Source organism: Nocardia sp. alder85J (genome assembly GCF_020176955.2).
Classification (GTDB): Bacteria; Actinomycetota; Actinomycetes; order Mycobacteriales; family Mycobacteriaceae; genus Nocardia.
Genome location: NZ_JAIUCZ020000007.1, coordinates 116771 through 129719 on the forward strand (window position 1 = coordinate 116771; position 12949 = coordinate 129719).

14 protein-coding genes are annotated in these 12949 nt (G+C 70.3%); 5 read left to right on the plus strand and 9 right to left on the minus strand.

Annotated elements, in window-relative coordinates; genetic code table 11:
• Positions 1–28: 28 nt before the first annotated feature.
• The 3 genes from LBW94_RS26335 to LBW94_RS26345 are packed head-to-tail and all read right to left on the minus strand — an operon-like array spanning position 29 to position 2572.
• Complete coding sequence (locus LBW94_RS26335) at positions 29–730, minus strand: response regulator transcription factor (protein WP_225054607.1); 702 nt, start codon at positions 728–730, stop codon at positions 29–31.
• A 38-nt stretch (positions 731–768) separates the two neighbouring features.
• On the minus strand, positions 769–1971 hold the full coding sequence (locus LBW94_RS26340; protein WP_225054609.1) for a phosphotransferase family protein: 1203 nt from the start codon (positions 1969–1971) through the stop codon (positions 769–771).
• Entirely contained in the window at positions 1943–2572 is a 630-nt protein-coding gene (locus LBW94_RS26345; protein ID WP_225054610.1) for a TetR/AcrR family transcriptional regulator, read from the minus strand. Before LBW94_RS26345 ends, LBW94_RS26340 begins: the two co-directional genes overlap by 29 nt.
• 326 nt (positions 2573–2898) lie before the next feature.
• On the opposite strand from LBW94_RS26345, the gene LBW94_RS26350 reads away from it, so the two are divergent.
• Complete coding sequence (locus tag LBW94_RS26350; RefSeq protein WP_225054612.1) at positions 2899–3936, plus strand: TIGR03857 family LLM class F420-dependent oxidoreductase; 1038 nt, start codon at positions 2899–2901, stop codon at positions 3934–3936.
• Between the two features lie 39 nt (positions 3937–3975).
• On the opposite strand, the gene LBW94_RS26355 is transcribed toward LBW94_RS26350, so the two are convergent.
• Complete coding sequence (locus tag LBW94_RS26355) at positions 3976–4587, minus strand: TetR/AcrR family transcriptional regulator (protein WP_225054614.1); 612 nt, start codon at positions 4585–4587, stop codon at positions 3976–3978.
• Between the two features lie 152 nt (positions 4588–4739).
• Between LBW94_RS26355 and LBW94_RS26360 the strand changes: the two genes are divergently transcribed.
• Together LBW94_RS26360 and LBW94_RS26365 are read left to right on the plus strand one after the other, a co-directional pair.
• On the plus strand, positions 4740–5489 hold the full coding sequence (locus tag LBW94_RS26360; protein ID WP_225054616.1) for an MBL fold metallo-hydrolase: 750 nt from the start codon (positions 4740–4742) through the stop codon (positions 5487–5489).
• 39 nt (positions 5490–5528) lie between these two features.
• The gene (locus LBW94_RS26365; protein WP_225054618.1) at positions 5529–6101 is read left to right on the plus strand and encodes an HYD1 signature containing ADP-ribosyltransferase family protein; all 573 of its coding nucleotides are present in this window, start codon (positions 5529–5531) and stop codon (positions 6099–6101) included.
• A 38-nt stretch (positions 6102–6139) separates the two neighbouring features.
• Here the strand turns inward: LBW94_RS26365 and LBW94_RS26370 are convergent, their stop codons facing one another.
• Entirely contained in the window at positions 6140–6742 is a 603-nt protein-coding gene (locus LBW94_RS26370; protein WP_225054620.1) for a TetR/AcrR family transcriptional regulator, read from the minus strand.
• Positions 6743–6833: 91 nt separating this feature from the next.
• Here LBW94_RS26370 and LBW94_RS26375 point away from each other — a divergent pair, with 91 nt between their 5' ends.
• The gene (locus LBW94_RS26375; RefSeq protein WP_225054622.1) at positions 6834–7853 is read left to right on the plus strand and encodes an NADP-dependent oxidoreductase; all 1020 of its coding nucleotides are present in this window, start codon (positions 6834–6836) and stop codon (positions 7851–7853) included.
• 9 nt (positions 7854–7862) lie between these two features.
• Here the strand turns inward: LBW94_RS26375 and LBW94_RS26380 are convergent, their stop codons facing one another.
• The 3 genes from LBW94_RS26380 to LBW94_RS26390 all read right to left on the minus strand — a co-directional run bounded on the left by LBW94_RS26380 (position 7863) and on the right by LBW94_RS26390 (position 11639).
• Positions 7863–9251 carry a lipase family protein gene (locus LBW94_RS26380; protein ID WP_416276952.1) on the minus strand — a complete coding sequence of 463 codons (1389 nt, stop codon included), beginning with the start codon at positions 9249–9251 and terminating at the stop codon, positions 7863–7865.
• A gap of 59 nt (positions 9252–9310) precedes the next feature.
• Complete coding sequence (locus LBW94_RS26385; RefSeq protein WP_225054624.1) at positions 9311–10897, minus strand: GMC oxidoreductase; 1587 nt, start codon at positions 10895–10897, stop codon at positions 9311–9313.
• Between the two features lie 178 nt (positions 10898–11075).
• Complete coding sequence (locus LBW94_RS26390) at positions 11076–11639, minus strand: TetR/AcrR family transcriptional regulator (protein WP_225054626.1); 564 nt, start codon at positions 11637–11639, stop codon at positions 11076–11078.
• Positions 11640–11690: 51 nt separating this feature from the next.
• On the opposite strand from LBW94_RS26390, the gene LBW94_RS26395 reads away from it, so the two are divergent.
• Positions 11691–11909, plus strand: coding sequence for a hypothetical protein (locus LBW94_RS26395; protein ID WP_225054628.1), 219 nt, complete (start codon positions 11691–11693; stop codon positions 11907–11909).
• Between the two features lie 80 nt (positions 11910–11989).
• Here LBW94_RS26395 and LBW94_RS26400 read toward each other — a convergent pair whose 3' ends face one another.
• The gene (locus LBW94_RS26400) at positions 11990–12880 is read right to left on the minus strand and encodes a helix-turn-helix transcriptional regulator (protein ID WP_225054630.1); all 891 of its coding nucleotides are present in this window, start codon (positions 12878–12880) and stop codon (positions 11990–11992) included.
• Positions 12881–12949: the final 69 nt, after the last annotated feature.

Consider the following 12949-nt stretch of genomic DNA (forward strand, 5'->3'; position numbering starts at 1 on the left):
CCCGGCGCGGCCTGCGGTCGCGGCGGTCTCAGGACCGCCGCAACACGTAGCCGACGCCGCGAATGGTGTGGATCAGCGGCGGATCCACCGCGTCCACCTTGCGCCGCAGCTGGCTGATGAACGACTCCACCACCCGGCTCTCCCGGCCGGCGTCGGCATGCCACACCCGGTCGATGATCTTGTCCTTGCTGACCACCACCTCGGCGTTGACCATCAGGTAGTGCAGCAGGTTGAACTCCGTCGCCGACAGCAGGATGTCGGCGCCCGCCCGGACCACCCGATGCGCGGAGACATCCATCATCAGATCGGCGTACCGCAGCAGATTCTCGTCGGCGGGACCGCTGGTGCGGCGCAGGATCGCGCGCAGCCGCAGCACCACCTCCTCCAGGCTGAACGGCTTGCCGACATAGTCGTCGCCCCCGGCGGCCAGGCCCTCGATCCGGTCGGCCACCGTGCCCCGCGCGGTGAGGAACAGCACCGGCACCTGATTGCCCGCCTCACGCAGCCGCCGCGCCACGGCGAAGCCGTCGATATCGGGCAGGCCCACGTCGAGCACCACGATGTCCGGGCGATGCGTCGCGTAGCCGGTCAGCGCGGCCTGCCCGCTGTCGGCGCCGTAGGTGTGGAAACCGTTGAGCCGCAATGCCGCACACAGCAGGTCGCGAATGCTCGCGTCGTCGTCGACGACCAGCACACTGGCGTCCGGGGTGGCAGCAGCGGTATCGGGCACGCTCCCACGGTACCGAGGTCCGCCCGGATCGGGCCCGATCAGGCCAGGCTGCGCACGAGTTCGAGGGTGCCGAGGTGCCGGATGGCGGCGCAGCCGCGGGCCAGCATCGCCAGGAACATCTCGTCGCCGCGGTCGGTCTCGGTGGCGAAGGCGTAGCCGAGGGTGGTCAGCATCGGGATCTGGAGCATGCCGATCCGATAGTCGGTCCAGCATTCCGACGCCGAGTAGCCGCTCACCCCGTGACCGAGCAGCTCCCGGTGGTAAACCTCGACGAATTCGGCCTCGATCCGCTCCCGCACGGCCGGGTCCAGGCTGGTGCCGAGGAAGTAGGCGAGGTCCCGGGCGGGTAGTCCGACGCTGATCGTCTGCCAGTCGACGACGGTCACCGTGCCCGTCGCCGGATCGAACATCAGGTTGTCCAGGCGATAGTCGCCGTGCAACAGGCAGAACCGGTCCGGGTGGATGCCCAGCCAGCCCGCCGTCAGATCGGCCGCCTCGGTCAGGGTGGCGCGGTCCTCGGCACCGAGCCGGTCGCCGAGGCTGCTGCCCAGGGTGACGCCCAGGGCGTGGCGGGCGAGATCGCCCATACCGCGTGCGAAGTCGGCATCGGGCCGCGGCATGGCCGGGCCCTCGAAGGTCAGCCAGGCCGGATCACACCAGCGCGGGCCGTGCAGCCCGGCCAGCGCCCGCACCGCCACCCGGGCCTCGGCCTCGGTACAGCCACGGATCTGGTCGCCCTGCACCGCGGGCCGCAGATCGGCCATCAGGAGCACGAATTCGGTGTGGTCGGCGCTGATGTCGCAGTGGTGGACCCGGGGCAGCGGCACCGCGACGGTATCGGCGACCCGGGTGTAGAAGGCGTGCTCGGCCCGATAGCCGACAGCGACCCGATCGCGCACCTCCTGCCGCTGCGACGGCAGTTTCGCGATCAACGTGTGCGGGTGCTGCGCCGGATCGGCATAGGTGGGGGTGATCCGGTAGGTGGCGCCGGTCTGACCGGTGCCGACCGCGTCGACCCGCACCGACGAGACCTGCACGCCCAGAACGGCTCCGAGCCATTCGGCGGTGAGCTGCGCGGGATCGGCGGGCAGCGCGGGCGCGTCAGCGGGCAGCGCGGGCAGGGCGTCGGCGGGCAGCGCGGGCGAGGCGTCAGCGGGCAGGGCGTCAGCGGGCAGCGCAGGCAGGGCGTCAGCAGGCAGCGCGGGCAGGGCGTCAGCGGCCCGCCTCGGCGATAGGTTCATGATGCATTCCTTTTTCGAGGCCGCGGCTGCTCGGCTCGCGGTGCTTCGGCCGGTCGTGGCGCAGCGATTCCTGGGCGCGGGAAAGGGCCATGCCGTGGACCAGCCAGCGGACGGTGGTCGCGAACACGCGCGGGTCGTCCCACAGACCCGGCGCGGCGACGTCGGACAACGTCATGCTGAGCGTGACGTGGGCGAGGATGCCGCCGGCCTCCACCGCCCGGCTGTGGCTGAAACCGTCTCGTTCCAGCACGGACATCAGCCGATGCACGTGGTCGACGACGACATCGCGATCGGCGACCGTCATCAGGGTGCACAGGTCGGGGTTGGCCAGCAGCGCCGCGCGCAGTTCGGTGCACCACGACTCGACGGCCACCTCCCACACGGCGTCGGCGGCGAAGCCGAGCTCCAGCCGCGCGAAGGCACGGGCCACGACCCCGCGCACCAGCACCTCGTAGCTGCCCACCTGCTGGTAGAGGGTCTTGTTCGAACACCGCAGCCGCGCCGCCAGATTACGGATGGTGAGGCCCGCGGCGCCCTCCTCCGCCAGCACTCGCAGCGCTTCGTCGAAGATCGCCTCTGCGCTCAGCAACGGCTTCGGCACTCCTGCGCGCTCCTCACTCCGGGCCTCGGGTCTCCGGCCACGACTACGGAAAACAGAGTTATCTTAACCACCAGAACAGTCCGAAATCCGGAAATCGCGCGACGCACCCCGGAAGTTCCGTGCTCGCCACCGCTATCGGCCCCGGCGGGCAAGATCACTGCGCAGCACCATGTCCGCGGCCACATCCGGTGGCGAGGCCGGGCAGTGTGCGGGTCGATGGCGGCAACTCCCCATTCGAAGAAGATAACCCTGTTATCTTATGTGGGTGCGCGGCCGAGACGGCCGGACACAGGATTTCGGCATCGCCGCCGGCAAGGAGTTGGCCCGTGACACGCACCTTCGACGAACTCGGCTACTACCTGCTCGCCGGGGCCGGTGGCGAGGGCCCCGCGACCCTGATGCACGAGGCCCGGCGCGGTGAGGAACTGGGCTTCGGCACCGCGTTCATCTCCGAGCGGTGGAACGTCAAGGAGGCCTCGGCGCTGTCCGGCGCCGCGTGCGCGGTGACCACGCGGATGACCATCGCCACCGCGGCCACCAACTACAACACCCGCCATCCGCTGATCACCGCGTCCATGGCGACCACCCTGCACCGCCTGTCCGGCGGCCGATTCACCCTCGGCATCGGGCGCGGCATCGCCGCACTGCACGCCGCCCACGCCATTCCCGCCGTCACCACCGCGCAACTGGAGGACTGGGCGCAGGTGATGCGGCGGCTGTGGCACGGCGAGGTGATCCTGAATCACGACGGGCCGATCGGCAAGTATCCGGTGCTGTTCCTGGATCCCGACTTCGACGAGAACATCCGGCTGGCGCTGGTGGCGTTCGGGCCACAGTCGCTGGCGCTCGGCGGCCGCGCCTTCGACGACATCGTCCTGCACACGTACTTCCCACCGGAAACACTGCAACGCTGCGTCGCGACGGTGAAGAAGGCGGCCGAGCAGGCCGGGCGCGACCCCGGGGCGGTCCGGGTCTGGTCCTGCCTGGCCACCGTCGGCGACCATCTGCCCGAGGAGTTGCGGCTGCGCAAGACCGTCGGCCGGCTGGCCACCTACCTCCAGGGTTACGGCGATCTGATGGTGCGCACCAACGGCTGGGATCCGGCTGTGCTGCAACGCTTCCGCAGCGATCCGGTGGTGCTCTCGGTGCCCGGCGCGATCGATGGCAAGGCGAACACCGAACAGCTGGAACACATTGCCACCCTGCTGCCGGACCACTGGTTGTCGGCCGCCGCGACCGGCAGCCCGGCGCAGTGCGTGGCGCGTATCCGGGAGGAGTTCGGATACGGCGCGGACCGGATCATCCTGCACGGCGCCGCACCGGACGAGCTGGTGCCGATCATGGCCGGGTACGGCCGCGCCTAGCTCGCGAAACTCGTTCGCGCACTGCGGTTCCCGTCGATATCACGACGGTCCGGCCGGGCCGGGCAGGACCGCGTCGACGAGCGCCTCCGGGGCGGGCCAGCGGCGGTGCGGGCGACTGATCCGCAACGACACGATGCCGTGCAGGGCCGCCCAGAGGGTGAGGGCGGTGAATTCCGGATCGCCCGGTGCGACAACACCGGCCGCCATCCCCGCCTCGATGGCCACCACCAGGCGCTCGAACGCCCGCTCCCCCGGCCGCTCGCCCGGCCGGGCCGGATCCAGCGCCAGTTCGGCGTTGAACAACACCCGATAGTGGCCCGGATTCTCCAGCCCGAAGTGGCAATACGCCACACAGCAAGCACGCAACCGCCCGGCCGGATCGGCGCTCGCGCGCATCGCCTCGACCAGGGCAGCATCCAGACGCCCGAACAGGTCGGCAACCACCGCCGCCACCAACTGCCCCCGATCCGGGAAGTGCCGGTAGATCGACGGTGTCGCGACGCCGACCGCACGCGCGACCGCCGCCAGCGTGAGCAGCCGGGCGTCGCCGCTGTCGGCGAGCAGCCCGGCCGCCGCCTCGACCAGATCGGCACGTAACCGTTCCCCCTCGCCCCGCGCGTTCCTGGGCCGCCTGCCCGTGCCGGTGTCCACATCTCCTCCTGACGCCGCCGATATCCCGAAGCGGTTCCGCCGCTTGACGAGTCGTCGAGCGCAATCATAAGCTAATACTCGTAAGCTTACAGATATTATCTTAGATAGCCGATCTGATCCCGCCACCGGGATCGAGCGCTGGGAGTCCACCGATGCCGACCACGACCGTGACCCGTGTGACCCATTCCTGCGCACTGCTGAACTTCGACGGACGGTACGTTCTCACCGACCCGTGGTTCTCGGAGAAGCCCGGGTACCTGCGGGGCGAACCCCTCGCCCACACCCCCGCCACGCTGCCGCCGCTGGCGGCGGTCGTCGCCAGCCACGACCATTACGACCACTACGACATCGATGCCTTCGCCGCATATCCGGACAAGAACGTGCCGTTCCTGGTCAAACGCGGCATGGCCGGGAAGGCGCGCCGGGCCGGCTTCACCGCCGTCACCGAAATCGAACCGTGGGAACAGATCTCGGTGCGCGATCTCACCATCACCGCCGCCCCGGCCGAGCACGGAGTTCCGGAGATCACCTTCGTGCTCCAGGGCGCGGGCCGCACGGTCTTCTTCGGCGCCGACACCCTGCGCATTCCCGGACTCGACGAGATATCCGAGCGCTTCCCGGCGATCGACCTGGCGCTGCTGCCGATCAACGGCCTGCGCATCCGCCCGGCCTTCGATCGTCAGGTGGTGATGAATGCCGAAGAGGCCGGGGAATTCTGCGCGGTGCTGCGGCCCGCACTCGCGGTCCCGATTCACTACGCGTTCACCGCCGGCCCACTGCGCGACCGCTTCTTCCTGAAATACGATGGCACGCCGGAACGATTCCGGCAGGCGGTCGCGAAACACGCACCCGGCACCCGAGTTCACGTGCTCGCCCCCGGTGAGCCGCTGACCGTAGGCTAGTACTCGTGGCGCTTGCCTGCCGAGTGCCCGGGAGTGTGGATGACAGCACCGATCGAGCTGATGAAGGCGGTGGCCGACGGGCTCGGCAACACCGCCGGACGTGTCGGGCGAGCGTTCGCGGAGTGGCTGGGCGGGATCGCGCACGCAGCCACGGATTCCGCGGCGGCGCTGGAGGCCGGGGAACGGGCCGCCGCACCGGTGATCCGTACGGCCGAAGACGTCGAAAGGCGTTCGGTGGCAGACGAATACGCTGCGGCGAAGGCCGCCACCGGATCGGAGAGACCGGCACGCATCCTGTACCACTACACCTCCGGCGAGGGCCTCGAAGGCATTCTCGGCAGCGGCAGACTGCGCCCGGCGTGGGGGCCCGGTGATCGTCGCGGGCAGTTCCTCACGACGATCCGGCCGGGCACACACACCGATGTGGAGTTGGAGAATTACCTCGGACTGTCCGTCTCGCTCTCGCACTACATCGCGCTGGACGTGAGCGAACTTCCGGCACGGAAGATCGTGCCGATGATGGAGGGAAACTTCATGATCCGCAATCGGCGATCGCTGCGCATCGGCCGATTGCTGGTCGATTCCGGCGAGAATCCGGTGCGGTACCGCTGATCCCGGCCGGCCGTACCCGAATTCCGAGCGGACGGTGCCTACGGTTGCGTGAAATCGTGCGGTTGTGGTGGGGCGGCCGGTAGCGGACCGGTGCCGACGGGGCGCAGGCCGTCGAGGAGCAGCGCCAGGTAGCGGCGCCACAGGTCCGGGCGGGTGCCGGCGACGGGGGCGGCGATCTGGACAGCCGCGCCGAGCAGCAGGACGATGTCGCCGCTGGTGACATCCGCGCGCAGGGCGTCGGCCGCGCGCGCCCCGGCGGCCAGCGCCTCGATCACCGCCGTGAGCCGCTCGGTGGCGGCGCGCACCACAGGATGGCCGCGCACGGCACCGGTGACCTCGCAGTACGACTTGTCGACCATCTGCAATTCGGCCACCGCGGTGAGGAATTGCGCCAGCGCCGTTTCCGGGTCGGCGCGCTCCCGCAGGTCCGCACCCAGCGCCGTCATGGCGTCGAGGCGGTCGGCGATAACCGCCGCGACCAGCTCGTCCTTGTTGGCGAAGTGGTTGAAGACGGTGCCCTTGGCGACGCCCGCCCGCTGCGCGATCCGCGCGACCGAGACGTCCGGGCCGTGCTCGGCCAGCTCCGCACCGGCGGCCGCCATCACGAGTTCTCGATTCCGGGCGGCGTCGGCGCGCAACATCGTCCCACGCTAACAGATATTGACCACATGGTCATGTTGCCGTTAGAGTTCGAATATGACCGTCTGGTCAACTTATCCGGGAGGACATATCATGCGAGCGGTCGTCGCACACGAATACGGCACACCCGAGGTGCTGAGAGTCACCGAAACGGCTGTGCCGCAACCCGGTCCGAGGCAGATCCTGGTCAGGATCCGGGCTGCCGGGCTCAATCCGATGGACCTGCGCAATCTGGACGGCAGTGTGCGCGAGATGGTGCCGCTGTCGTTCCCGTACACCCCGGGAGCCGACTTCGCCGGGACGGTGATCGACATCGGTTCGGATGTCACCTCTTTCGCGCCCGGCGACGAGATCTTCGGGGCCGGGCTGCCGCGCGGCGCCGCGGCCCTGGCGGATCTGCTGTCCACACCGGCGTCGCTGACCACCGGCGCGATGGCGGAATACGCCGTGTTCGAGGCGGATACCCCGGCCCTGGCCGTGCGGCCGCCGGGGCTGGCCGCCGACCGCGCCGCCACCTTGCCGATCGCCGGATTGACCGCGCTGGCACTGCTGCGGGCCGGTGAATTCCGTACGGGGCACACGGCTCTCGTCGTCGGCGCGGCCGGCGGGGTGGGGTGCGCGGTGGTGCCGCTGCTGGCCGCCGCGGGCGTCCGGGTCGTCGCCACCGCGATCGCGGCCGATCAGGACCTGCTGCGCGGGCTCGGGGCGGCGGAGGTGATCGACTACCGGGCCGTCGGCACCGCCGCGGAGACCCGGCGCTTGTTCCCGGACGGGGTCGACGCGGTACTCAACCTCGCCCTCACCGGACCGGCCCTGCGGGAGATCGGCGCGGTCGTCGCGACCGGCGGCCGGCTGCTCGATATCGTCTACGGCGGTCCCGACCCCGCAGATTCGGTGCGCTCGGACGTACGCGCGCACACCGTGTACGGGACCGCCGGGCCCGGCGACCTGGACCTGCTCGCGGAGCAGGCCGTCGCGGGCATCCTGCCGGACACCGTCGCCCGCCGCTATCCACTGGCGGACGCGCCGCGCGCCTACGCCGACCTGGCCGGCGCGCACATCCGGGGCAAACTGGTCGTCACTGTGCCCGGCGACGACGCGCCGGGCCGGTGATCCGGGTGGTCAGTCGAACGTGCAGCCCGAGATCGGGGCGCCGTTCAGGCGATCGACGAGATAGCCGATGGCACTGTCGGGTCCGAAGCCGTCGATCAGCTCCGGGCCGAAATGGCCGGGCAGGGTGGTCCCGGGGAGGATCGGCGGCAGTTCGTTGCTGCGGAAGGTGACGGTGGCGCCGTGGCCGCACCAGTCGGTCGCGAGCTGCCGGGCCTGGGCGTACGGCACGGTGTCGTCGTTGATCCCGCTGGTGATCAGCACCGGGACGGCGGGGGTGAGCGAACCGATGCGCAGCCGCGCCAGGATCTGCTCGGCCTCGGGAATCTCCTGCAGGTGCGCGAACATCGGGCGATGGTCCACCGAATAGTCGGCGGTGTGCAGGAACGGCTGCCGGAGGATCACATCGCCGATGCACTCGTCGCTCAGGTCGCGCAGCAGGCCGCGACCGGCCGGGGTCAGCCGGGCATCGATCTGCGGTTGCAGATCCGGATAGCGGGCGACCAGGCCGTTGACGGCGAATCCGATGACGCCGCCGATCAATACGCCGTCGACGTGCTCCAGGATCGCGGCCAGATCCGCGGTCGGGGCGCCGGCCCAGGCGCCCTTCAGGTTCAGCTCCGGAGCGTAGTCCGGCTGCATCTCCGCGGCCGCGGCGGTGGCGCCGCCGCCCTGCGAGTATCCCCAGAAGGCCAGCGGGGTGCCGGTTCCGGTGCCGGACAACGTGTTCGCGGCGCGGGCGGCGTCCAGCACCGCGTGCGCCTCCTCGATCCGGTTCACGTAGGTGTGCACGCCGGGTGTGCCCATGCCGATGTAGTCGGGCACGAAAACCCGGGCGCCCAGCGCATTCCACGCCAGCGCCGCCAGTGCTTCCTGATTGGCGGAGAAGGTCGGCGGCGTGATGCGCGCGTAGATCCCGGTGGAGAAGGCCAGCGACATCGCGCACTGGTCGCCCTGGCCGGTGGTGCCCGGCGCGATCACGATCGTCGGCCTGGGACCCGTACCGTGCCAGGGCAATTCACTGTCGATGTACACACCGGTCGCCGCGACCGGGGCGCCGTCCTGCGTGCGGGTGGTGTACATGACCCGCTTCGCGGCGACCGGCCACCCCCCGCCCGCGGCGGGCTGCGCCAGATAGACCGGCATGTCGGCGGTCCGGACGACCGCTCCGACGGAGGTGTCGAATTGTGCCGGGGGCACATAGAACTCGTCGACCGGATCGGCCGACACCGGGACCCGGCCCGCCACGGCGAGTGCGGCGGCCAGCAGCACTGTGCCCGCGGCGGCCAGCGCACGCGTGCCCGCGGCGGCCGGGCGGCGCGCACGTGCGGTCGCGATCACGGCGCGACAGTGTCTGCGCCGCTGCTCATTCGGCTGAACATGACGTCGTCGTCCGAACATCCTCTTCCTTCTTTCCGGCCGCGCGCGGCCACCTCGCCGCGTCGCGTCCCGTCCGTATCTCAGATGATCGAGCCGACGTCCTGGGTGACCAGGTTGTCGAGTGCGCGCTCGGCCACGGCCGCGATGGTCATCGAGGGGTTGCAGGCCGCGCAGTTACCCGGGATCAGGGCGCCGTCGAGCACGTACAGGCCGCGCTGGCCGAGCACCCGGCCGTCCAGATCGCAGACCGAACCCATCGAGGCGCCGCCGAGCGGATGCCAGGTGGACGGGAACACGGCGTTGGTGTCGGTGAGCTTGCTCGTGGGTCCGGCGATGGCCTGGACCAGCGGGCCGATCCGCGAGTCCTGGATCTTCGCGTCGCCGTCGCCGGGCCAGCGCAGCATGGCGTCGTCGGCGGCGGAGACGTAGTCGAATCGGCCGCGGCCGGAGCTGACCCCGTAGCCGACCAGGATGGTGCTGTGCGGATCGACGCTGATCGGCGGGATCGACGCCTGGATCACGGTGGCCGCCGCGGCCGGATCGGACCAGTTCAGGCTGCCGTACACGACCGGGCCACCCTGCGGGCTGCTCAGCGGCTGTTGCAGATCGGTCCAGACGTAGATGCGATCGGCGTTGGTGCCCCAGTTGCCGCCGAGCCCGTCCGGCATGTCGGGGATCTGGCCCTTGGCCGCGGCGCGCACCAGCAGTTTGGTGGTGTTGAGGCTGCCCGCGGCCATGATCAGCGCACCGGTGGTGAGGATCAGGTTCTCCAGGACCGCGCCGGTGGTGTCGATCCGCTCGACGTGGACCGTCCAGCGGCCGTCCGGGGCCCGTTCCACGTCGGTGACCTGGTGCAGCGTCCGGACCTCGACCCGTCCGGTCGCCTCGGCCGCCGCGATGTAGGTGACGTCGACGGAGTGCTTGCCGCCGTTGTTGACGCCGAGCGCCCCGGCGCCGTTGGTGTAGGAGGGGGTCATCTTGCCGGCCAGTTCGTCCAGCGCGTAGTTCCAGTCGATCGGCATCGGGATCTTCGACACCGGCAGCCCGGCGGCCCGCGCCCGGTCGGCGAAGACCCGCGCGGCCTGGTAGTTCGGGCTGGCGATCAGTTCGTCGGGGGCGACGGCCAGTTGCAGCATGGCGGCCACGCGCGGGTAGTGCACCCGGTTCATCAGCGCCCAGTCGAGCTCCGCGGGGAACTGGGTGTGGAACACATCCTCCGCCGGTTGCAGCGACATCCCTTGGTAGACAAGCGATCCGCCGCCGACGCCGGCCGCGCACAGCGCGGTCATGTTGTCCCCGGACACCGCCTCGATCAGGCCGGTGTAGGGTTCGACGTCCAGTGCCGGGCCGAATACCCGCTGGCTGGAGCGGTACCACATGATCCGCTTGTCGGGGTTGCTCGCCAGCGGGAAGGTCTGCATGTTCGGGCCGGTGGGCCAGCGCATTCCGCGTTCGAGCAGCAGCACCGGCACCCCCGCCTGCGCCAGCCGCAGCGAGGCCACGCCACCGCCGAAACCCGAGCCGATCACGATCACCCGGTGGTCCTCGCGGGTCACGGGCACCCGGGCGGGAGTGCCGGTGTCCGCCCGTGCCACCGCACCGGCCGCCAGCCCGACCGCGGCGGCACCGGCCGCTCCCAGGAACGAGCGGCGCGTGAATCCGGACATGACCGACCTCCATGACGCATCAGGACAAGCCGGGGCGCGGCCCGGCTACCGGGTGACACGTCGACTTGCCCTGCGAAAGAACCGATTTGCGGGCAGTGCGCCCGAACATGATCTTCGAGCCGTCGTCAAAATAGACACTTCCGGGGGTGAGTGTCAAGAACACTTCCCGCGATTGGGATCAGTCCCGAAGAACACCCCGGGCCGATAGTGCGGGTACCACCCATCGGGCCACGAAACGGCGCAGATCATCGTCCGAACGGATGTCCTCGTCGTCGAAGACGACCACCGACAAGCCCAGTCGGACCACGATCTGGATGATGTCGTCCAGATCCGATTCCAGGCCCGGATCCAGCTCCAGCACCGGCATGAGCAACTCTCTGGCAACCGGCTTCGCGCGGGTGATCATCATCGGATCGAACAGCGGATTGTTGGTTTCGGCGCCGAGCAACCGGGCCAGCACCGGATCGTCGCGCACCGCGGCCCGGAGCGCCACGAACAATTCGATCATATATCCGGGAATGTCGTGCACCGGAGCGAGTTTCGCGCGAATGTCGGCGAGCGCCCGCAGCACCAGCACGATGAGCGCCTGCGAGACCAGATCCTCGCGGGTGCCGAAGTTCGAGTACACGGTCTGCCTGGTCACCCCGGCCGCATGCGCGACCGCGGCGATGTTGACCACCTCGAAGCCCCCGCTCCGGATCAGCTCGAGCGTGGCGTCGAGGATCTTGCTCCGTGACCGCATAGCACCCGGGAGTCTACGTCAGTGAACGCTCGGTTACGGATAATCGGGAATATGAACACAAATTGGTCCGGTAGTGAACCATCGGACCCGGTGGGGGTGCTGACGCGATGGGAGACCGCCGGCGCGGTCTGGCGTGTGATCGATCACCGGGGCGATCGGGTGACCGTCGGCCTCTACCCGTGCACCGGCGGCGAGGAGGTGGACCGCTTCACCTCCGCCGACCGGGCCCTGCTGCATTTCCTCGGCGACCGCCGCGGCAGCGACGACTGAGCTCGATCGGACACCGAGCAGCGACTCGACTCGATCGGCGACCGGCCCCGATCGGCCGGCCCGGTGGCGGCGCAACCAGGTCAGGGGCGGCGGCGCAGCAGGGTCAGGGCGTCCTCGGAGGGGGAACCGGCCTCGGCGGTGTAGGTGAACAGGCGCTGGCCGTGGGTGTCGGGGAGCTGCATGGCCTCGTAGTGCAGTTCCAGGTCACCGATCTCCGGGTGGTGCAGCAATTTGGTGCCGCGCGAACACAATCGGACGTCGTGGCGGGCCCAGAGGGTGGCGAATTCGGGGCTGCGGATGCTGAGGTCGCCGATCAGTTCGGCCAGCAAGCGGTCGTCGGGGTAGTCGGCGGCGGTGTAGCGCAGCGAGGAGACGGCCAGGGCGGCCTCGTCGGACCAACGACGGTAGAGCTCGCGGGTATGCGGGTCGAGGAACAGCAGGCGCATCTGGTTGGGGCGGCGCGCGGGGTCCGCGGGCGAGTCGGGATCGAGGTGGCTCGCGATCAGGGCGTGGCCCAGGGGGTTCCAGGCCAGGAAGTCGTTGCGGCGGCCCAGCAGGACGGCGGGCACGTCGCGCATGGATTCCAGCAGCCGCACGGCGCCGGGACTCGGCGTCTCCGGGCGGGCCGACCGAGCGCGGCGGGCGGCGGCGGGGCGGGCCAGGGCGTACAGGTGGGCGCGCTCGTCCTCGGCCAGCCGCAGCGCGCGGGCCAGCGCCTCGATGATGGAATCGCCGGCGTTGGCGGACTGGCCCTGTTCCAGCCGGATGTAATAGTTGATCGAGATCCCGGCCAGCTGCGCCAGCTCCTCCCGCCGCAGACCCGGCACCCGCCGCGTTCCCCAGGTGGTGAGGCCGACCTCGGCCGGGGTGAGCGCGGCCCGCCGGGTGCGCAGGAAGTCGCCGAGTTCGTTGGCGGGCTGTCGCGAAGGCTCGGCCGGGTCACGTGGGGTGTGCTGTGCCGATGCCCGCATGGTTCCAGTGTGCCCGGTGTGCGAGGGACGAGGCTGCCCCTGGCAGTGGTACCCACCGCCGGGCGTGGT